Raw genomic sequence first — 22,425 nt, 5'->3', positions numbered from 1 at the left:
GACGGTATTTGTAAAACAGTATTACAACATCTAAATTAGTCAATATCTATTGCCTATATATATACATTCAATAATCATGCCAGTTAAACAAATAGTTTTAATATATGATTGTAAATATAAGTCGGTACAATAAATTAACTCATAGTAATGAATTAATATGCATTAAAAGGTTTTGATCTGAAGAATGAAAGTGGCTATATAAAATTTGTATTTAAATAAAAACTTAAATATTTATTTAAAAGTAGTAAGTTTTTAAAGGATTTAATTTATATGGCATAGGGATTGCAAGAACTAACCTGTATCAAATTGTTAGTTTATATCTTTTGAATATCTTAAGGAACAGGTTTATGTCTTCTGCAACCCCAGTACCACCCAGCAAGGATAAGTTAAATGTCTTATCTTTTACAGGTAAAAACAAAATTCTTCATTTAGGATGGATGGCGTTCTTTTTAACCTTCTTTGTCTGGTTCAACCATGCCCCCTTCTTATCTGCCATTGGGGAAACTTTAAACCTCACAAAACCTCAAGTTAAAACCCTGTTAATTTTAAACGTCGCTTTAACGATTCCAGCCCGAGTCATTATAGGTATGCTAACCGATAGATTCGGACCTCGTATTGTCTATACTTGTATTTTAGCGCTAGGTGCCATACCCTGTTTTACATTCGCATTTGCACAAAACTATGAAACACTTGCATTATCGCGCTTTTTAATGGGCTTTATTGGTGCAGGTTTTGTCGTGGGTATTCGCTTAATGAGTGATTGGTTCCCATCGAACGAATTAGGTACCGCAGAAGGCATATATGGTGGCTGGGGTAATTTTGGTTCTGCGGCTGCTGCGATGCTATTACCGACGCTTGCTATTGGTTTTGCAGCATGGTTCGGCGGTGATGAAGGCTGGCGTTATGCTTGTGCAACATCTGGCGTTGTTATGGCAATTTTTAGTATTATTTTCTATACCAAAGTTCGTGACACCCCTAAAGGTGCAACGTATTTCAAACCCAAGAAGAACGGTGCCATGACGGTGACTTCAAAAGGTGACTTTTGGCTAATGATGGTATTTAAGATACCGATGTATCTTGCGTTGGCAATTTTGGCATGGAAATTATCACCTACTGGCGTAAGTTTGTTAAGCCAATCCACAGTCAACATTATCTATATTCTATTAGCCATACTGTATGTTTATGAGTTCATTACCAGTTACCGTCATAATAAAGAGGTATTTCATACAGAAGTACCAGAGGCACAGCGTTATGACTTTAAGCAAGTAGGTGTGTTAAATATTCTTTATTTTGCAACTTTTGGCTCAGAGCTAGCTGTTGTATCAATGTTGCCATTGTTCTATCAAGAAACGTTCGACTTATCTATTGTTGCTGCAGGTTTACTCGCGTCTTCATATGCGTTTATGAACTTAATGTCTCGTCCTGGTGGCGGGTGGTTGAGTGATCGATTTGGTCGTAAGAGTACATTACTTATACTAACTGCTGGACTTGCCGTTGGTTATTTCTTAATGGGTATGGTTAATTCAGGTTGGCCTATTGCCATGGCGTTAATCATTACTATGTTCTGTTCATTCTTTGTTCAGGCAGGTGAAGGCGCTGTGTTTGCAGTAATTCCTTTAATTAAGCGCAGCATGACAGGTCAGTTTGCAGGGATGGCAGGCGCTTACGGTAATACAGGCTCAGTCGTTTATTTGACCGTATTAAGCATGGTGAGCTATCAAGCTTTCTTTATAGTCATAGCAGTAACCGCAGTGGTTGGATTCATAGCATTATTCTTCTTAAAAGAGCCATCAGGGGTTATATTAGAAGAGATGCCCGATGGGTCATTTGCAGAAATTCAGGTTAGCCATTAAGTAACATAAAGCATTAATGTTGCCATTCAATATGAATAAGCATTAATAAATGAAACCTAATGCCATACCATATGAGATATAAAGTGACATCACTTTATGTCTCATAAAATATTTTAATAGTGCAAACTAAGGCGTTTAATATAAAAACGCCTCTTATATCGCTATAAAGACAGGAGTTAAACGTGTCAATGGATAGTGACTTAGCTAGATCAGTTAGCTTAGATTCAAAAGGCTTAAACCATATTAGTAATAGTGCTACCACTAAGACTATTACCCCGCATATTCAAAATAAAATAAGTAATACCCCAAATTCAAGCCTACCCACTGCCAGTTGGTGGATCGATTTCTGCACCATGTCAGGTCATAAAAAAGAAAATCAGGACAGCATCCTAGTTACCACGTGTCTAGTAAATTACGCAAACATTTTTAAGACGACATTTAAGTTAAATAAATTAAATTCAAAACTTAGTGATTTAAAACCCTATTCAGACAACGCACATCAAGTCAAATCCCAACAAGACAACGCACATCAATTCAAATCCCACCAAGACAAAGCCCAACAAAGTAACACACATAAAACCTGCCAGCTTATCAAGCGTGAACAATTACCAGTATTGACCGTATTGGCGGATGGTGTAAGTGCTTGTCAATTTCCGAAAGCGGCGAGTCGACTCGCAATTGATACTTTCACAAAGCATTTAATTAGTGAGCTAGATAAGATATTTCAAGAGTGGATGACTGAAGCTAATGGAAAACGTGAAGGTATCGATACACAAATTAAAGATTTAACAGAAATTTTGGACAATTATAAAGTGGCTGCGGCTATCAAACACGCTGTGAATAGTGCAAACGATGCCATGTATTTTTCACAAGCTTATCAACGGGTTGCCCCATTATTATCAACCTTATCTGGTGTTCTATGCATTGGAGATTGTGTGCATGTGTTCCATACAGGGGACTCTAGAATATATAGAGTCAATGCAAGTAGCTTTACTATACTCACTACCGATCACCGAATAAATCACGGGCAAGATAAAGGCGCATTATCTGCAGCCCTAGGCGCTGACGCAACTGTTAAATTACAACAAAAAGTATTCACTTTGCACCAAAATGAATATTTAGCTCTCATGACAGACGGTGTATATGAGTTTATTGATCCTATTGAATTGCAATACAAATTAACTTCTAGCATAGAGTCCTTAACAAGTAATGTTGATGCCAATATGTCTCTGCTTAATAGTATTAGCCAAGATGTATGTGATCATTCATTTAATGAAGGCAGTAATGATAATTTAACGATGATTTACTTAGGCATGGGAAGTTTAAATTTTGAGTCACTCTCTCACACTCATCTATCTAGCCCTATGAATGCTAATAATATAAAAGCTAATAATATGAATACACATAAAAGCGTATCCAATGAAAAATATTCATCTGAGCCTAATTTTTCCGAGCTATCTTCTGATTCAGAGAACCAAACCGAAATGACGAATATTTCTGAAACTGAGTCTAAGCCTAAGCCTAAGCCTAATACCATTAATGGTACTGAAAACTTGATCAGTTCGGACAATCACAATTTAAATAATTTTAAACAATTTAAGATTCCGACAGGATTTGAGGAAGGAGAATATATTGATGGCTTTGAGATTACAAAAATAATTTCGCGAACAGCGCGTAGCGAAGTTTATTTAGTAAAAGATAATGACGGACATGATTATGTTTTAAAATCCCCGAGTTTAAGAACGGTAGATGATGGTAATTATTTACGTGAGTTTTTAAAAGAAAGAAAAATAGGGCTGAGTCTGTCAAAGTACAAACGAGCAGGGGAGACGGCGCACAATCAATTAAATCCGAACCAATTAAATCCGAACCAATTAAATCCGAATGTAGATGCCAAACCACACTCATCAATAAATCAAACCAGCAATAATCGTTCACATGGTGGCATTTCTAATGTCTCAAATTCTGGTATGTCTGGTTTAGGCGCTTCATTAGGCGCTTCAGGACTGCTTCGCTATTATCCTGTTCCAGCAAGTTCTGAATACTTATACCATTTAACAGAATATATAGAAGGTGAAAGCTTAAGAGTCTATATGACTCGTAACGGACACTGTGATGTGTGGCAAACCTTCGACTTGCTAACCAAAATCAGTATGGCGGTGCGAGTGATGCACCGTAATTACTTGCTACATCAAGATATTAAACCTGAAAACATCATATTGACCAAAACTGGATCAATCAAATTAATAGATTTTGGTTCAGCAGCATCTTCAATTATCAAAGACAACACTCGCCCGCCAGTAGGCGATTTACATTATGCTGCACCAGAATATTACACTGATGCACCCAAAGGAGTGCATTCTGATCTATTTTCAATTGCTGTTATCGGTTTTGAGTTATTAACTGGGTCATTACCGTTCACGTCTCAAATGCTCATGAACGCAGCTGATGATTTGGTCGTTCCAACTCATCTACTCAGGCAGCATAAAGTTCCAGATGCTACTCAACAAGCTCTACTAAGAGCATTACACCGAAACATAAATGCACGATATCAAGCCATTGGCGAGTTTTTACAAGATTTTGATCCTGATAATAATTCCTCTTTTAAGGAGCCTGAGCCTTTAATTAAACGAAACCCATTATTGTTTTGGCATGGCATTTGCTTGATACAGGGTATATTTATAGTTTTTTTACTTATTAAATTTCTACCATTAATTTGATCCATTTTTAGTGAGACTATTTGATTGTTCTTCTGATACTGCGTGTGATTAATTGATGTGGTCATGCACCAATTAAAGAAAAAATTTGGGTATAAAGTAAATGGGTAATAATCAATTGGATAAAAAGTAATAAAGTTTGTTGTTTTAAATATGGTTATAAAACACTTTTATGAGCTAACGTATAAGCCCTGCTTATAAACAAATCTAGTTACCATATGTAGCAAACTTTCTATAAAAATAGAATATACCAACACAGAGTCTAAGGACTGTCATGGCAAAACATCATTTAGCTATCAGTGCGTCATCAAGCAAAAATGGAGTTAATGAACTTTTAACTTCGGTTGAAAAAAGTTCAAGCGATGTTCGTGAAATAGAGCGCTCAAGTAATATAGTCATAATCGGCGCGGGTATGGCAGGAAGTCGCATGGCTATCAAGCTTGCAACTGCATTCAGTGCAGCCAAATTAGAATGCCCTTCAATAACTCTCATTAGTAAAGAGATAAATGTGGGCTACAACCGCATTATGCTATCTCCAGTATTAGCTAATGAAATAAGCTTTAATGAGACCTATCTTTATGACAAAAATGAATACGACGCGCTTGGTATCGATGTGCTTGCAGGAATCAGTGTTGAATCAATAGATACTGATCATCAAATTATCAAACTTGATAATGGCTACAATGTTTTATATGACAAGCTAATCATCGCGACAGGATCTACCGCTAGAGTCATCCCTTTTCCAAACTTTGAGGCAAAAGGGGTGCATGTGTTTCGTGATGTGGCAGATGTAGATATTTTAAGTAACTATGCCAAACAAGGTAAGATGGGGCTGGTTATCGGAGGCGGTGTATTAGGGTTAGAAGCGGCGTGTGCTTTGCAGGCTCAGGGCGCTTCAATGAGTGTCGTCCATGTCGATGAGTATGTGTTAAACCGGCAACTTAATGAGTCAGCTGCATTGCTACTACAAGATGAATTAACGAGACGTGATGTTGGCTTGGTATTGTCAGCATCAACGCGTGCTATTGAAGTCAATGACAATCATGAAGTCACTGGGTTAAGTCTTGATGATGGAAGGACGCTAAAGGCAGATTTTATAGTTATGGCTGTGGGTATTATACCGAATACCAGTCTTGCTAAAGCGTGCGGTTTAGAAGTTAGTAGAGGCATTATTGTCGATGAATATATGCAATCTAGCTGCGATAATATATATGCTATCGGAGAGTGTGTTGAATTTAATAATGAGCTTTTTGGTATGGTATCTTCAGTAAATCAGCACGTAGATACTCTGGTTAGCGTTTTAATACATCATAAAAAGCAAACTTCATGGATGCCGTTTGTCAGTGTGCCATTAGCATTAAAATTAAAAGTTTCAGGTATCGCCGTGTATTCATCAGGTCAGATTAGTTTTGATGATGAAGAATTAGAAACTTTGGAAGAGATTGTGTATAAAGACGATCAAAATGAACATTATCATTGTTTGTATATACAAGCTGATAATTTGGTGGGCGCCGTACTATATGGCGAAACCAGTGACGGCAATTTTTATGGTCAGTTAATCAATGATGAAACAAATATTTCACAAATTAAGGATGAATTAATCTATGGCGCCGCATACTGCCAACCTTTATTAGATAAATTGCATGAATCAACGGCCAATGAGCTATCATCTGAAGCATTCGCACCCGTCGAATCCATAGAACCAATTAAAAATCTTAATCATGAGAACATTATTCAAAGTAAAACCAGTATCCACCTGCACCACCCTGACCATACTCATACTAAGCCAGATACTTCTGAGCGAATAGAATCTTTGAATACCCTTAGTACTTCCGCAGTAGGTTGAACCTATTTAACAATATCATTCAATACAATAACACTCATTAAAATGCCAATTATTTAAATGTCACTTAGTCATAAAAAAAATGGCAATAACGAACCCTAATAAGACAAAAGCCACAGTTTATAGCGAGAATCTTATCAAAACTAGTCATAAAAGCTTTATTAAACAATCGAATAATAATTTAGATGATACAACCAACATCACAGCACCTGACATAGAGACTTTAACTCAATTTACGCCGCTCCAAGATATGTATAACCCTAAAACTTCTGCTCGCAACATCATAGATTCAATTACCATTGATAGTAACAGCCCTCAAAAAATACGAACAACCTGCCCGTATTGCGGCGTGGGCTGCGGTGTATTGGCTACGATTGACAAGGGAGTGGTCAGTGTTGAAGGCGATCCAAACCACCCGGCAAACTTTGGCAAACTATGCTCAAAAGGTAGCGCATTGGCGCAGACCCTTGGAGTAGAGCGGCGGTTAACTGAGCCGTTCTATCAGCGTAAACATAATACGATGCTGCCCACTTTTCAATATAAAGATTTATTTCATCAAGATGCCAGTTTATCAACCAGCAAAACTTATGAACCTACCGAACAAGCTTTACTAGATAAACTTGATTCCACACAAGCTGATGACGCGCCAGAAGCCGTTATAATCAAATCAGATTGGGATACGATTACAGCTGATATTGCTCAAAAACTAAATAACACTATTGATGAATATGGGGCCGATAGTGTTATGTTTTATACCTCAGGTCAGTTACTAAGTGAAGATTATTATGTTGCTAATAAGCTTATGAAAGGCTTTATTGGTAGTAATAATATAGATTCAAACTCGCGTCTTTGTATGTCTTCTGCTGTTGCAGGTCACAAACGCTCTTTTGGTGCAGATCTAGTGCCTGGCAGCTATAGTGATTTGGAAACATGTGATTTGTTGGTGCTTATCGGTTCAAATATGGCATGGTGTCATCCCATATTGTTTGGGCGTTATTTGGAAGCCAAAAAGACCAACCCAAGCAAAAAGCTCATCGTTATTGACCCACGCCGTACAGACTCCTGCGAGTTTGCAGATCTTCACTTACCTATCACAGCGGGTACAGATACGCATTTATTTAATGGACTACTTCACTATCTGCACCAAAATGGGTTTGAAGACTGTGATTATACAAAACATTGTGATGGGTTAGAAGACGCTTTGCAGGCTGCTAAATCTTGGACGCTTGAAGCTGTGGCTCAAGTAACTCAAGTAGATATAACGCTTATCGAACAGTTTTATAAATTGGTAGCGAGCCATCCAAAAACACTATCAGCGTTTAGTATGGGGGTGAATCAGTCGAGCGTAGGTACTGACAAGGTCAATGCGATTATTAATACGCATTTATTGACGGGGCGTGTGAGTAAAGATGGCGCCAATCCCTTTTCATTAACTGGCCAGCCTAATGCCATGGGCGGGCGAGAAGTGGGCGCCTTGTCTAATCTTCTGGCTTCTCATTTAAAACTTGAAAATAGCGAACATCGCCAAGCAGTAGCGGACTATTGGCATTCCCCAAAAGCCATTAGCCCGAACAAGGGTACAGCAGTATGCGATGTCGCCGACGCCATATTAGACGGCAAGATTAAAGCCATCTGGATTATGGCTACCAATCCTATTGTAAGTATCCCTGAAGCGGATAAGTTTAAACGAGCGCTAAAGCATTGTGACTTGGTGATTGTGTCAGAGTGCTCAGTGGATAGTGATACGGTACGTTGTGCTGATATTGTATTACCTTCACAGGGGTGGGGTGAGAAATCAGGTACGGTAACCAATTCGGAGCGTCGTATCTCTCGTCAGCGTCCATTAATGCCTGCCGTTGGCAGTGCAAAACCTGACTGGTGGATTATGTCACAAGTGGCAAAACGCATGGGCTTTAATGGATTCGATTACCAATATGTGGGCGATATCTTTAATGAATATGTGGGATTAACCGACTATAGAAATGACGATAGTTTTAATAAGGTCTTCTATAAAAGTATTGTCAACAGTAACAGTAACAGTAACAGTAACAGTACTAGCAATAGTAATATAAACAGTCCCATCAATAATATAGAGAAGTCAGCTGATATCAAGGTTGACGACAATGAAAGATCAATTGACATTAATTATTCTAATGATAATAACCCTCTGCCTAATGAGCGCACGTTACCAATACCTCGATATCTAAATATAGCAAAAAGTCTGCAAAATTCGTTAGGTTGGGCTTTGCCTCTTACTAAGCAGCAGTATGATAAGTTAACGCCCATACAATGGGGAGAGCGTCATATTCATATGACTAGAGCTGATTTTGAACATGAATTGAAGTTTGTAGCGGTGCATAGCCACCATGACGTTGATGCTATCAAAGCATATTGTCACGCTAATAATGCAAGTGTAGTTAGCAAAACAGAAGATCGTAACGGCTTAAAGCTACGGTTGAATACTGGAAGGCTGCGGGATCAGTGGCATACCATGACGCGCACCGCACTGGCGCCGATACTTAATCAACAACAATCTGAACCTATTATTAGTATTAGTCCCAATGATGCAATTAAGTTAGGACTATTGAAAGAAGACGCTCACAATACCGTAATCACTAACAAAGGTATTGATTTGATAAGTAAAGCTAACACAGATGTCAATGCGTTAGATCAATTAAGTGAACCTGCCTATATTCAACTCAATTCAAGTGTATTAGCGTCTAATGATGGAACTGATTCAAAAGGTTCAGATCAAAATAAATTCACCAGTGTCATCGCCAAGGTTCAAATTAATGCAGATTTGCGTGAAGGAGATGCCTTTATGCCGATACATTGGAGTGATGCTTTTGCTAATAGCGCCCGAGTAGGCGCATTAGTACCCACAAAGGTTGATCCAGTATCGGGTCAGCCTGAGCTTAAAAACTCCGCAGTCTTTGCAAGCTCAGTATCAATTAAGAGTGTCGCAAAGATTATTATTCACCCTGACTATAGAGACTGGATTGTTGGAGAATTGCGTCAGCTTATAGCAGACGAACAATATTACGACACACTATCATTCGATAACACCCACCCAGATAGTAATACATCACGTATGCAGGTTATTAATTCTAACGGAATAAGTGCTCAAGATAAAAAAGTTCACTCTAAAAACACGCCTAATTTAATTTATAGCCTTAGTCGTCAAAAAAATAGCGTCTCACTATCCATTGCTATATTCAGCGCTAAACTTGCTGCGGATCTTATTGAAAATAATTTTTGGAATAATTTATTGAGTACTTTAAACGGTCAATCGGATACTCATACTAAATCATTAAATGAGAACAATGCGTATGCAGATATGTCTGCAAGTTCAACACGTCTGAACGGGAACTCTGTTGAAGGCTCGAATAAACAATTGCCTTTAAACTCAGATATAAACCAACAAAATTTAGAATTTAACAAAAGTTTGATCTGTGATGCCAAACGCAAAAAATTTCGCTTAGCCGTGCAATTCGCTTCAAAACAACCTTCTAAAGGTGTTCAAAAAGATGCTCAGTTGAGCGATACATACTGTGATATACATAGTGATGCAGAAACTGAAACTAATACAGGGTCGCATACAGAGAATAACAATCAACACTCAAATCATATGGTCATGGCAGTGTATGTAGGCTCTAAAAACAGCGATTTACCCAAGATAACTTGGCTAGATGAGTGCTTTATAACTATGGATGAGGTGCCATCCATGAAATGGATACTGGCAGGCAAGCCAGCACATGGTTATGTCGACCCTGGGGCTATCGTGTGTGCGTGCATGGGGGTGGGTGAGAATACTATTATTAAAGCGATTAAAGAGTTTAATTGTACAAGCTCTAGTAGTGTCGGGCATCATACTAAAGCAGGCACCAATTGTGGATCGTGTGTTAGCCAAATTAATGAAATTATTAGAACCAATACCACCGTTGAGGAGGTATAGTCAAAAAAGTCTAAAATGGCTACAAATCAACCGAGTGCTAGTACAGATCGCTTAGGCTTATTGAGGTAACGCCGTAACCGATTAGTAGTTCGTAGACTACAGAAGCTATTTAGCAGTAATTTAATGTATTACATTGCTTTATGCGTCTTATTCGCTATCTGGCATATAAGTTGCAGTATATTTAATGAGTCTTTAATAAAGATTCGTATTAGAAAGATTACTGCACTATGCCAGGAGCACACCAAGCATGACCTTAACAAGCAACTTAGACCCAAGCATGACAAAGCCAAGCTATAACCGACCCGCCATTTCTAACCACTATTTAAAACCCTGCTTAACTACCAAACAAATTATGCAAGATAAGGCTAAGCTATTAGCTAAGCCTGCTCAAAAAGGAGTTGTTTACCTCGTAGGCGCTGGGTCAGGTGATCCTGAACTTTTAACCCTCAAAGCTTATCGCGTAATGCAACAAGCAGATGTGGTTCTTTACGATAGCTTGGTGTCTCAAGATATTTTGGATATGTGTGCTATGGATGCTAAAAAAGTATTCGTTGGCAAACGCCGCAATAATCATGCAATGCCGCAGGAAGATATTAATCAGCTGTTAGTGACTTATGCTCTAATGAACAAGTGTGTCGTGCGCCTAAAAGGGGGCGATCCCTTTATTTTCGGCCGTGGCGGGGAAGAGCTGCAAACGGTTGTCGATAATGGGATTTATTATGAATCAATTCCTGGAATTACCGCAGCGAGCGCCGCCTCAAGTAGTACGGGTATTCCTTTAACTCACCGTTCGTGTTCTCAATCTGTTAAATTTGTGACCGCGTTTAAAAAGACTAATCAGCCCAATGAAGACTATAAAGAGCTTCTTGATCCTACTCAAACGGTCGTACTATATATGGGACTGAACCGCTTAGAAAGTCTAACAACAGGTTTGATGAAGGCTGGACGATCTCGTGATACCCCTTTTGCTTTAGTAAGCCATGCAAGTCTACCAACCCAGCAGGTTTTAGTTGGGACACTTGAGTCTATTGTCGAACAACAAGCCAGTGCAAAGCTACCCACACCCGCATTATTGATAATGGGGGAGGTGGTTGCACTCTATGATCAGCTTTCTGCCTACAATCTGTTTAATTCGAAGACTAATGACCTAAGCCCAATAAGAGATGAAGTTAATTCGATAAATAGTGAGGCGGTTCACAGTTCAACAGTTGAAGAAATCCTATCCTCTGTGGCTTAATACTTTGGTCTTTTTATGACTATCTTACACCTTAGTTTATATTGCCTAGATTCGTGCCTCACTGCTCGTTTTTATATAGACTAATAAGAGCTCAGATTATAGATCAAAATATAGGGCGAATAAAAACAGATTTGATTTATCTAAACAACTACGTTCAATCTGGTCTAAGCTTTTTTAATTAAGATTAAGCCAGTTATTAAATAGCATTAGTTAAGCATAGAGCTATAGCAAGATTGTAGTGAGCGTGCGACAACTTTACCCACCAACTGTGCTCTATAATTCGAATCTACCGCTGCATTTGTCATATCGGTAACGGTAACCTGCTGAGGTGCTTGATCACTAACACAGCCACAAATTTTAGACTGCATCGCAGTTTCTTGTTCAGCTGTCATCGCTGCCCGTGCAATGCGCCATGCGTTTTGTTTGTTGAGCTCCTCACGGCATTGATTATCGACGGCTGATTTAAAGATGGACATGCCAGCATTTGTCGCCGTGCCTATATCGATATTTCCAGTCCCACCAGTAGTCGAGGTGCCTGTGGATGTGCATCCAACCATAGCCATCGTTGCTAATAAGGTAGCGGTCTTTAATGTGTTTTTCATATTTGGTCCTATAAGTGACTTTGTTAATTTTTAAGGGTTTAATCTAAGTATTTGTTTGTTTTAATTCAGGGTTGTTTTAAGTCAGGGTTTATATTAAGTGCTCGATTGATTTAGATGAAAGCTTTACTATGTTTTTGATTAACCGATGCTAAAGACATTAAACCCATTTAATTCTACAATTAAAACGATAACGACGTAAACATCCATAATAGCCCATTTAAGGCGGCAATGCCGACAATCATGCTAACCAGTAATTGACGACTCATATGATAGACTAATAATACCAGTAATAATGCACCCAATTGAGCCAAAAATAATGATACTTCTTGAATACTTAAATCGCTTATTAATGTTAGCGACGGATAGGATAAGCTTGTCAATATAAGTAGTACCATAACTGATAAAGGTAAGCTTTCATTTAATCGATGCAGCCAAGGCGTATCGAGTATTCTCTTTGGAATTAAAGCGGGCAACGCACGGGTTACAAATGTGACTCCTGCCATTGCTAGGGTTGCCAATATGAGATAACCATTATCCATTATCAACACCACTTGATCTTGATTCAACCCAATATGCACGTACCAATATAAGGAGCATACATAGGTTTATTGCCGTCAAGAGCAACCAATCGCTAGTGATATATGACGCCATAAACAACGCTAAAATAGCTATAATAATTGGAAAGTAACGTTTTATACTATTAAACTGTTCATAAGCCAATATCGCGAATAAACAAACCAGTGCAAAATCTAAATGAGGAATCAAGTCATTTAACGTACTGCCTAACATCACTCCAATCGCACTAGCAATCACCCACCACATTTGATTAAACAAGCATATTGGCAACATCAATGTTGAGCGTGTCGCAGCAGGCAGGCTTGTCATTACGGAAAATGTCTCATCGGTTAAGGCAAATAAACAATAGGCTTTGGCAATCTTATTTTTGGGCATGATTTCCAATAACGGCATACCATAAAATATATGCCGTAAATTAATAGCAGCGATATTAGTGGCTATACTACTTATCGCCATACCTGCGCTTAGCATAGGAATACAGGCATACTGCGCGGCGCCCGCATAGAGAAGAATGCTCAAAAATATAGTCGCCCATGCAGGAACACCTGCTACTTGAGCCAAAACCCCAAATGCTATTCCAGCGGGCACATAGCCTATAGCCACTGCTAGGCTTTTTTTAAACCCTAAATGCCAATCATACCCAGCTTGAGGGGTCATATCGTTTACTCTATTGATAACGCCGTATACCCATAAATTAATCTTAAAGCTTTCATAAAGTTTATCAATTACAAGAATATTTAGCATTAAATAGTTTTTTCTTAAGTGCTTTATAATTTAATAAATAAAAAATAGACAGTATTTTATAACTTATAGTAACTTTTTAGAAATTGTTTAGTGACTTTTTAGCCAATCAATTTTACAATTATTCATTGTTTGATTTTTCAAGGCATTATTTACCAGAACAATTAATCGAATCCTGCATCCATAAACAATACTAATTGAAAATGGTGTTATTCATTATGGTATGAGTTAAATATTTTATAAGGACATAAAATGTCAAAGACAAATACAAATCCAAACTCCAAACGAGGTCCAAATGATGATCTCGACGATCATCTACCTAACGATGGCAATGAATATCTTTTTACGGACACATTTCCTAAGGGTACTTTCAAAGGGCTATTAATTACCGCTATTGCTGCAATTGTTAGCATAATATTATTTTATATTTTACCCTTTGATTCAAGTGTGAATAAGGGCTTGACCTTATTGGTGTTTATTGGAGCATTATGGCTTACAGAAGCACTACATGTAACTATCACTGCGCTGTTGGTAGTGGTGGTTGGGGTGATTATAGGTATTCCAGAATTTGATACAGCAAAAGCCCTTTCAAGTTTTTCAAACCCACTGATTTATCTCTTCTTTGGTGGCTTTGCGCTTGCCGCTGCACTCCATGTACAAAAATTAGATGCAAAAATTGCCTTAAAGATTATATCTATGTCGGGCGGGCGACTAATGAACGCAGTTCTTTTACTTTTTGTAGCCACTGCATTCTTATCGATGTGGATTTCAAACACTGCAACGACCGCCATGATGTTGCCGCTCGCTATTGGACTGCTAACGCAAGTAGATAGAGAGAATGATCGAGGCACATTTGTTTTTGTCTTATTAGGTATTGCCTTCTCAGCCAGTATTGGTGGATTAGGCACCATCACAGGCTCCCCACCAAATGGTATTGCTGCGGAAGCTTTAAATATGGCCAATATCGATTGGATGAAGTTTGGTATACCGATGGTCATCATCTTATTACCTTTACTAATCGGCTCTATGTACTTTATCTTAAAACCAAACCTAAATGTTCAGATAAAGTCTGTTGATGCGGCATCAATTCCATGGACAAAACCTCGAGTATTAACCATTATCGTCTTTATATTAACGGTGCTCGCATGGTTATTTAGTAAAAAGATCGGTGCAACGTTTGATATTGCTAAAACGGACACTATTATTGCTTTGAGTGCAGCTGTAGCCGTGGTTGGACTTGGTTTAGTTTCTTGGAAACAAGTATCAGATAATACGGATTGGGGTGTGCTCATGCTGTTTGGTGGGGGTATTGCTTTATCCAATGTATTGAAAATATCAGGGGCATCAGTTGTGATGGGTGAGTCAGTTGCTACTGCCCTAATGAATGCGCCGATGTTCTTGATCTTGTTAGCCATGGCTGCTTTCATCATCTTCTTAACTGAATTTGCGTCTAATACCGCTTCCGCTGCTTTGCTTGTGCCTATATTTGTGGCCATTGCCGAACAAATGGGTATACCTACAGAAGTATTGGTATTGATAATAGGAATTGGTGCATCTTGTGCCTTCATGTTACCTGTCGCCACACCGCCAAACGCTATTGTATTTGGCACGGGTTTAATCAAGCAGTCTGAGATGGTCAGGGTAGGGGTGATACTCAATATCATTGCTGCCGCAATAGTGGCATGTTGGGCATATTTTATTCTACTCTGATAAAAATTTTAAGCCTATTGCTACGATTTATTGCTATAACTTATGGTCAGGATATAAATGCGGTATACAGGTACTAAACGAGTGTAAGGCTTAAATTATGAATCAATCAATCTACTCATTATAAAGTCATTAAAAAAGCCCTTGCTAAATAGCAGGGGCTTTTAATTTATCTCTAATGGTGTAATGCTAAGATTAATTCATCGCAATTTTAATATGGTTAACCTATCACATTGCATATTAAAAGTTTATAAACATATTTATGAATTAACCTAAGAATGCGTTGTACATCCAGATAAGTTTCTCTTGCTCTAGTACATAGTCATCAACTAAGTCAGCTGTACCTTGGTCTTCAGCTTCTTCAGCGGCTTCAGATACATTACGCTGCTCTTCAATAAGCTCTTGAAGACCTGATACAACACCGCGAACACAGTCGTTACCAGCGAAAACGTTTTTATCTTCACTTATTTTACTGTGCTGAGAAAAATCGCTATAAGCATGTAATGGGGTCCCACCAAGCGTTAGTACGCGTTCAGCAATTTCATCAATTTGAACTTGTAAATCAGTATACAGTTCTTCAAACTGCTCATGTAGTGAGAAGAAATGCTCACCTTTAACGTTCCAGTGATAACCACGAACGTTGATATAAAAGATATGGTAGCTTGATAACAAGTTATTTAGTTTTTCAATAACAATTGACATATCTCTTTTTTCAAGACCGATTTGGTTAGTAGTCATAACATTTATCCTTATTTTTATTAATTATTAATTATTGATTAATTTAATTTAGACCGTGTGACGATCTAAATTTTTAGAACTTATCTAAAATTAAAATACTTTAGCGATTATAGAATACCTATAACTATGGTTAAAACTAATAAGAATTAAATCATATACATTTTAACTAAAGTAAAATTGGGCATAGGTTTTATACACACCTATATAAGACATAACATAATTAAGCCATAACCTAAATATTATATCGCTCAAATATCTAGTGATTATTATGATAACAAATGAATATAAATAATTAAAATTGAACGTTTTTATAATAGTGATTTATTATTCTAATCATAAAAATTTAATTCAAATATTTTAGATAAAGATTCTTTATGGTATCCACTGGTATAAATGTAAATAAGCTTTATCATCTAGATGTTTCGTTTATCTGATTCATATATTAGCGATAAAATAATACGAACTAAATAGTTAGATACATATATATAAGGAAAGCCAACTTATTCTAACTCTATAATTTATAATGTTATAGAAAGATGACGAAAGTTGGCTTAAATATAGGGTGGGTTAACAACTCTGTGTTCATCAGTTAAGACTTATTTACTGTGTGATTGCTTGAGTCTGTAAACCTTTTTCTGGAATAACTTCTAATAAATGGGTACGAACGGTATCAATAGGAAACTTATTTGCTTTTAAACGCTTTGGAATGATTTGACTGCCTTGTTGACCTTGCATTTCAAATAACATAAATATGTAATCGTCGGTCTCTTCCCAGCTTTTAATCGATGTCCACGGAATAACCGCTTGTTGCATATTTGAAGCTCGCATTTGCATACCTCGCATAGACTTTGGCTGCATACCTGCATTTGGCGCAGGCATTGACATAATCAAACCATGCTTTTGTACACCAAGTTTGAGCTGCTTCATTTCATCAGGCATCTCTTGTTCAGCCATCTGTTTTTCAAACTCTCTTTTAACGTACCACTTCATTCCAAATGTCCGCACTAACAGATAGATCACCACTAAAGCTAACATGACCCAAAATATAATAGTTGAATAGCCATTAACGTACAATAATCCAGCCACTGCAGCAATAACCGCAATAGCCATAATTATCCATTCTTTAGGCTTAATACTGGACAATCCGAAAGAGGGGTTGGTTTGTTCAAATAATTCGTACTGAGCTTGATGAAACTCTTCTTCAGTTAAATTTATATCGATAGGTTGGAGGGTGTAGGGGTAGAGAGCCATAGATTTACTCAAATAAATGTTAAATAGGTCGAGGATTCAAAAAATAGTTGTATTAGCAGGCGATCCGCCTTTGTATCGCTATCTTACCTAAAAGTAGTTACAAATGAAACTTATAGATGCTTATCTATTTAATTCAATTGAAGTTAAAATCAGTGCAAATCAACATCAATGCGATTTACTAATCATCCAATATATTAATTCAATATATGTGAATGTTTTTATCCACATAGATCCTAATTATTAAAAATAAATTATAAAGATTCGAATTTACTAAAAGCAATGAATGAACACACGGTTACTAAAATTTTTAAGGTTTGTACATTTTTGAAAGTTTAAACATAGTCAAATATGCTTTCAATTGATATCATACCCCTTAACCAAAATGCCATAATCATATATTTATTAGTTATAAAAAAATTATAAAGGTGCGCCATGATAGACCCAAAATTACTTCGCCAGGATTTGACAACCTTAAAGGATAAACTTGCCACCCGTGGTTATGCATTAGACGTACCTTTCTGGGAAGACGTAGAGTCGCAGCGTAAAACGTTACAGGTCAAAACCGAAGAGCTGCAAGCACAAAAGAATGCTGGTGCTAAGAAAGTAGGCATGCTCAAAAAGAATGGTGAAGACGCTACTGAGTTACTCGCACAAATGCAAACCATCAGTAGTGATATGAAGCAAGCAGAAGAACAATTAAAAACACTACAAGACACAATCAATAACGCTGCGCTACAAATCCCCAATATCCCAGCCGATGACGTACCTATAGGCGGGTCAGAAGAGGACAATGTTGAAGTTCGTAAGTGGGGCGAACCACGGCAGTTTGATTTTGAGATTAAAGACCATACTGACATTGGTGAAGCTTTAGGGTTGCTTGACTTTGAAACCGCTGCTAAAGTTACGGGTAGTCGCTTTAGTGTGCTTAAAGGGTCACTGGCACAACTTCACCGTGCCTTAATTCAATTTATGCTTAACACGCATATCAATAAATATGGTTATACGGAATGCAATGTACCTTATATTGTAAACTCCGATAGCCTACAAGGCACAGGGCAATTACCAAAGTTTGAAGATGATTTATTTAAGCTGACCAATCATACCAATAATGACGGCACTAACTTCTATTTAATTCCCACTGCCGAAGTACCGATGACCAACTTGGTACGCGGTGAGCGCTTACATGCTGATGAGTTACCGCTTAAATTCACTGCGCATACACCTTGTTTTAGAAGCGAAGCAGGCTCGCATGGTCGTGATACACGAGGGCTTATCCGTCAGCATCAGTTTGAAAAAGTAGAAATGGTAAATATTGCCAAACCCGATGAATCAGACGATCTGTTAGAAGCCATGACCGCCCAAGCGGAATTTATATTGCAAGAACTGGACTTACCGTACCGCGTGGTTAAATTGTGTACTGGTGATATGGGATTTAGCGCCAAACGTACTTACGACATTGAAGTCTGGTTGCCAAGCCAAGATACCTACCGCGAAATATCAAGTTGTTCAAACTGTGGCGACTTCCAAGCTCGCCGTATGGGTACGCGCATTAAAGAGGGTAAAAAAACCACGTTGGCGCATACCCTTAATGGTTCAGGCTTAGCAGTTGGGCGTACCCTGCTCGCCGTCATGGAAAACCATCAGAATGAAGATGGCAGTATCTCCATTCCAGAAGTATTACGTCCATTTATGGGTGGGGTAGATAAGATTAGCTTGTAAACTCAATTATCAATAGGTATCAGTAATTTGAAACCATATATATAAGCAACAGACCCTAATAAGTAGATAACGTTTTTCAATACACAAATCGACTATTAATTTACTTTATTAATCTCTAGTTTAAAGGTAGGTTTCTAACTTTACAGTTAGATAGTATTTAGGATTAGTTTTAAAGTCTAAGCACATTTTAAAATCAAATTATAGCGACTGCCAGTACGGCTAACTTCATGTTAGAATAGCGCCGAATTTTATATGCTAGATAATAAAATTGTAAGTGCTTTATTAAGATCCTTTACCTGTTTTGCAATCTCTTCATACTTTATTTAAAACCTAGGATACTCTATGTCGACCCCAATAGCCGAGCGTAAACTTGCAAATGCCATCCGTGTACTCTCATTCGATGCGGTACAAAAAGCCAACTCTGGTCATCCGGGTGCGCCCATGGGCATGGCAGACATCGCTGAAGTGTTATGGCGTAAATTCTTAAAGCACAACCCTGCCGACCCAAAATGGCACAACCGTGACCGCTTTGTTCTATCCAACGGTCATGGCTCTATGCTGATTTATGCGCTATTACACCTCACCGGCTATGACGTCAGTGTCGAAGACCTAAAACAATTTCGTCAATTACACTCTAAAACCCCTGGTCACCCAGAGCTTGGCTACACTCCTGGTGTTGAAACCACCACAGGTCCACTCGGGCAAGGTATTGCCAATGCCGTAGGCTTTGCCATTGCTGAAAAAACGTTAGCGGCACAATTCAACCGTGACGGTCACAACATAATCGACCACAACACCTACGCATTTTTAGGTGATGGTTGCTTAATGGAAGGCATCAGTCATGAAGTCTGCTCGCTAGCTGGTACGCTAGGACTTGGTAAACTCGTTTTCTATTACGACGACAACGGTATCTCAATCGACGGTGACGTTGAAGGTTGGTTCACCGATGACACCCAAAAACGTTTTGAAGCCTACGGCTGGCAAGTCATCAAAGTGGACGGTCATGACACTGATGCCATCACCCAAGCCACCGAAGACGCCCTAGCGGAGACCAGCAAACCAAGTCTTATCATCTGTAAAACCATCATCGGTGTCGGAAGCCCTAACAAACAAGGCAAAGCCTCAAGCCACGGTGCGCCGCTTGGTGACGAAGAAATTGCACTAACTCGTGAAGAGTTGGCTTGGAAACATGCCCCGTTTGAGCTAGACGACGAAATCTATCAAGCATGGGACGGCAAAGTCAAAGGCGACGTCCAACAAAAAAACTGGCAAGCCGACTTTGACGCCTACAAAAAAGCCTACCCAGAGCTTGCTGAAGAGCTTTTACGTCGTCTAAATGGTGACTTACCAAGCGACTTTAATCAAAAAACCCAAGACTACATCGCTCAATGCCAAGCGCAAGGCGAAGACGTCGCCAGTCGTAAAGCCAGTTTTAATGCGATTAACACCTTCCAGCCCATGCTACCTGAACTCATGGGCGGTTCAGCCGATCTTGCAGGTTCCAACTTAACCCTGTTTAAAGACGCTAAAGGTATCGACACCGATGCGGACGGCAACTACATCTACTACGGCGTGCGTGAATTTGGTATGACCGCCATCGCCAACGGTATTGCCCTACATGGTGGATTTATTCCTTACGTCGCCACCTTCCTTATGTTTATGGAATACGCGCGCAATGCTGTTCGCATGGGTGCGCTTATGAAACAGCGTGTTATTCATGTTTACACTCATGACTCCATCGGTCTTGGTGAAGATGGACCCACGCACCAGCCCATTGAGCAACTTACCAGCCTACGCACCACGCCAAACCTACATACCTGGCGTCCTTGTGACACGGTCGAAACGGCAACCGCATGGACTGAGGCTCTAAAAGCGGATAGTACCCCAAGTGCGCTTATCTTTAGCCGTCAAGGTTTACCGCATCAACAGCGTGACGATGAACAAGTCGCCAACATCGCTAAAGGTGGCTACGTACTTGCTAAAGAAAAAGGCGGCGCTGATAATGAACTGCAAGCTATTATTATCGCCACTGGTTCAGAAGTTGGGTTGGCGATGGATGCTTATAATACGCTAAGCGAGCAGGGCATTGGTGTTCGTGTGGTCTCCATGCCATGTGCCGAAGTGTATAGCCAACAAGATGCTGATTACCGTGAGTCAGTATTGCCATCAAACATTTTGGCGCGTGTTGCAGTCGAGGCGGGTCATGTGGATTATTGGTACAAGTTTGTTGGACTTGACGGCAAGGTTATCGGCATGACCACTTATGGTGAATCTGCCCCAGCAAGTGAACTGTTTAAAGAATTCGGCATTACGGCTGATGCGGTGGTTGAAGCGGTCACCGACTTAGTTAAATAAAACTAAGTCTCTAAATTGCAAAATAATAAAGAGTTGACAGAATTACTGGCAACTCTTTTTTTTGGTTTAAATAAAGATTTTTGAAGCTAATCTCGCTTTTCACGCCTATCTTACTTGCCCACTGGGGCGGTGACTAAAGCCAGTAGCGTTCCTGTTGCCTCGATAACACTCCTAGCTAAGTCACCGCAACCCAGTGGTCAAGCAAGTATATCCGTTTCAATCGAGGCTAAACCGCTCCTCCGTTGCAACTTTTTATTGTTACTCATGATGAAATTTATAATAGTAGTTGGGTAGAGTAGGCGTTAACCTGTGACATGAAGTATTTCTTCGTAGGGTTTTACTTCGCTTAACCTACCTACATTACGTTTTATAAATTTTATAAATTAAATAAAAATCTCTATCCCCATATTAACCCCTAAAAAAAAGCCAATTGCAACTCATCAAACACAGCTATTAAATCAATATCTTCAGGCTTAACCAATTCATTCTCAAATAACCGTTCTTGCCAGCCTATATCATTACTATCATCAGCTGAAGGTACATAACAGATAGATTCCAACATATCTATATATAACGTACTTTTCTCTAATATGAATCCGATTCTATTACTACACTTTATCGACTGTCCTGTCTCATAATCCAAATAAAACCCATTGTTATCGTTATATAGCTGACTGCTGAATAATTTAGGTACCGAGGCATAACCTATATTTAGATTTTGACTAATCGTTTCATGGGTATTAAGGTCTGTTATCACTATCATAACGTCCCCAAATAATGATGAGTCGCAAAATGCTTGAGAGTTATCACTAGGGCGAAGTAACGCTATCAACTCCTCGACACCGTCTTGGGTTAAATCTTGCTTAATAACAGATTGAACTTGAAGTAAGTCTGATATTGACCATAAAGATGAGCTGTCATTAAACACCTCGTTCTCAATAGTACAGTTGCTTGAGAACTGCTCAATTGATATCACCTGTAATGCACTTTGCATAATGGCTTGATTTTCGAGCAAGGTAGATGTTGTCTCTACTTTTTTTTGGACATTTGTTTGGGTACAAGAACCGGTTAATAATAAAAGACAAAGCAGTGGTATAAATCTCATTAAACAACGCTCCAAAAGCGGTAAGA

General features: G+C 38.7%; 14 protein-coding genes. 8 read left to right on the top strand and 6 right to left on the bottom strand.

The features are described 5' to 3' along the window. Positions 1-347: 347 nt before the first annotated feature. From AC2SLP_RS09775 to cobA, 5 genes are all read left to right on the top strand, one after another. Positions 348-1,853, top strand: a complete 1,506-nt coding sequence (locus AC2SLP_RS09775) for a NarK family nitrate/nitrite MFS transporter (RefSeq protein ID WP_486536485.1) — start codon at positions 348-350, stop codon at positions 1,851-1,853. A 188-nt stretch (positions 1,854-2,041) separates the two neighbouring features. Next, complete coding sequence (locus AC2SLP_RS09770; protein ID WP_486536492.1) at positions 2,042-4,573, top strand: bifunctional protein-serine/threonine kinase/phosphatase; 2,532 nt, start codon at positions 2,042-2,044, stop codon at positions 4,571-4,573. A gap of 271 nt (positions 4,574-4,844) precedes the next feature. Next, a complete protein-coding gene (locus tag AC2SLP_RS09765; protein WP_486536484.1) occupies positions 4,845-6,416 on the top strand; it encodes an NAD(P)/FAD-dependent oxidoreductase in 1,572 nt (523 codons plus the stop codon). Between the two features lie 247 nt (positions 6,417-6,663). Next, complete coding sequence (locus AC2SLP_RS09760; RefSeq protein ID WP_486536491.1) at positions 6,664-10,368, top strand: molybdopterin-dependent oxidoreductase; 3,705 nt, start codon at positions 6,664-6,666, stop codon at positions 10,366-10,368. A 352-nt stretch (positions 10,369-10,720) separates the two neighbouring features. Then, the gene (gene cobA / locus AC2SLP_RS09755; RefSeq protein WP_486536490.1) at positions 10,721-11,605 is read left to right on the top strand and encodes a uroporphyrinogen-III C-methyltransferase; all 885 of its coding nucleotides are present in this window, start codon (positions 10,721-10,723) and stop codon (positions 11,603-11,605) included. A gap of 206 nt (positions 11,606-11,811) precedes the next feature. Here the strand turns inward: cobA and AC2SLP_RS09750 are convergent, their stop codons facing one another. From AC2SLP_RS09750 to AC2SLP_RS09740, 3 genes are all read right to left on the bottom strand, one after another. Beyond that, positions 11,812-12,207: a hypothetical protein gene (locus AC2SLP_RS09750; RefSeq protein WP_486536483.1), complete on the bottom strand. Its 396-nt coding sequence runs from the start codon at positions 12,205-12,207 to the stop codon at positions 11,812-11,814. Positions 12,208-12,386: 179 nt separating this feature from the next. Next, positions 12,387-12,746, bottom strand: coding sequence for an AzlD domain-containing protein (locus AC2SLP_RS09745; protein ID WP_486536482.1), 360 nt, complete (start codon positions 12,744-12,746; stop codon positions 12,387-12,389). Continuing rightward, entirely contained in the window at positions 12,739-13,440 is a 702-nt protein-coding gene (locus AC2SLP_RS09740; RefSeq protein WP_486536481.1) for an AzlC family ABC transporter permease, read from the bottom strand. The genes AC2SLP_RS09745 and AC2SLP_RS09740 overlap by 8 nt, the downstream gene beginning before the upstream one ends. 336 nt (positions 13,441-13,776) lie before the next feature. Here AC2SLP_RS09740 and AC2SLP_RS09735 point away from each other — a divergent pair, with 336 nt between their 5' ends. Next, a complete protein-coding gene (locus AC2SLP_RS09735; RefSeq protein ID WP_486536480.1) occupies positions 13,777-15,234 on the top strand; it encodes an SLC13 family permease in 1,458 nt (485 codons plus the stop codon). 264 nt (positions 15,235-15,498) lie between these two features. Here AC2SLP_RS09735 and AC2SLP_RS09730 read toward each other — a convergent pair whose 3' ends face one another. Then, the gene (locus tag AC2SLP_RS09730; protein ID WP_486536479.1) at positions 15,499-15,969 is read right to left on the bottom strand and encodes a Dps family protein; all 471 of its coding nucleotides are present in this window, start codon (positions 15,967-15,969) and stop codon (positions 15,499-15,501) included. Positions 15,970-16,569: 600 nt separating this feature from the next. After that, positions 16,570-17,220 (bottom strand): YcxB family protein, encoded by a 651-nt coding sequence (locus AC2SLP_RS09725; protein ID WP_486536478.1) that lies wholly within the window; start codon positions 17,218-17,220, stop codon positions 16,570-16,572. A gap of 432 nt (positions 17,221-17,652) precedes the next feature. Between AC2SLP_RS09725 and serS the strand changes: the two genes are divergently transcribed. After that, positions 17,653-18,939: a serine--tRNA ligase gene (gene serS / locus AC2SLP_RS09720; RefSeq protein ID WP_486536477.1), complete on the top strand. Its 1,287-nt coding sequence runs from the start codon at positions 17,653-17,655 to the stop codon at positions 18,937-18,939. A 342-nt stretch (positions 18,940-19,281) separates the two neighbouring features. After that, complete coding sequence (gene tkt / locus AC2SLP_RS09715; RefSeq protein ID WP_486536476.1) at positions 19,282-21,294, top strand: transketolase; 2,013 nt, start codon at positions 19,282-19,284, stop codon at positions 21,292-21,294. Positions 21,295-21,709: 415 nt separating this feature from the next. On the opposite strand, the gene AC2SLP_RS09710 is transcribed toward tkt, so the two are convergent. Next, a complete protein-coding gene (locus tag AC2SLP_RS09710) occupies positions 21,710-22,399 on the bottom strand; it encodes a hypothetical protein (protein ID WP_486536475.1) in 690 nt (229 codons plus the stop codon). Positions 22,400-22,425 lie beyond the last annotated feature (26 nt).

It is taken from the genome of Psychrobacter sp. CX21 (genome assembly GCF_057396255.1).
This window is presented reverse-complemented; position numbering and strand designations above follow the sequence as displayed.

Bases quoted from the DNA above. Each gene is read 5' to 3' on its own strand.
- AC2SLP_RS09775 (WP_486536485.1), top strand. From the start codon at position 348: ATGTCTTCTGCAACCCCAGTACCACCCAGCAAGGATAAGTTAAATGTC.
- AC2SLP_RS09770 (WP_486536492.1), top strand. From the start codon at position 2,042: ATGGATAGTGACTTAGCTAGATCAGTTAGCTTAGATTCAAAAGGCTTA.
- AC2SLP_RS09765 (WP_486536484.1), top strand. From the start codon at position 4,845: ATGGCAAAACATCATTTAGCTATCAGTGCGTCATCAAGCAAAAATGGA.
- AC2SLP_RS09760 (WP_486536491.1), top strand. From the start codon at position 6,664: ATGTATAACCCTAAAACTTCTGCTCGCAACATCATAGATTCAATTACC.
- cobA (WP_486536490.1), top strand. From the start codon at position 10,721: ATGCAAGATAAGGCTAAGCTATTAGCTAAGCCTGCTCAAAAAGGAGTT.
- AC2SLP_RS09750 (WP_486536483.1), bottom strand. From the start codon at position 12,207: ATGAAAAACACATTAAAGACCGCTACCTTATTAGCAACGATGGCTATG.
- AC2SLP_RS09745 (WP_486536482.1), bottom strand. From the start codon at position 12,746: ATGGATAATGGTTATCTCATATTGGCAACCCTAGCAATGGCAGGAGTC.
- AC2SLP_RS09740 (WP_486536481.1), bottom strand. From the start codon at position 13,440: ATGACCCCTCAAGCTGGGTATGATTGGCATTTAGGGTTTAAAAAAAGC.
- AC2SLP_RS09735 (WP_486536480.1), top strand. From the start codon at position 13,777: ATGTCAAAGACAAATACAAATCCAAACTCCAAACGAGGTCCAAATGAT.
- AC2SLP_RS09730 (WP_486536479.1), bottom strand. From the start codon at position 15,969: ATGACTACTAACCAAATCGGTCTTGAAAAAAGAGATATGTCAATTGTT.
- AC2SLP_RS09725 (WP_486536478.1), bottom strand. From the start codon at position 17,220: ATGGCTCTCTACCCCTACACCCTCCAACCTATCGATATAAATTTAACT.
- serS (WP_486536477.1), top strand. From the start codon at position 17,653: ATGATAGACCCAAAATTACTTCGCCAGGATTTGACAACCTTAAAGGAT.
- tkt (WP_486536476.1), top strand. From the start codon at position 19,282: ATGTCGACCCCAATAGCCGAGCGTAAACTTGCAAATGCCATCCGTGTA.
- AC2SLP_RS09710 (WP_486536475.1), bottom strand. From the start codon at position 22,399: ATGAGATTTATACCACTGCTTTGTCTTTTATTATTAACCGGTTCTTGT.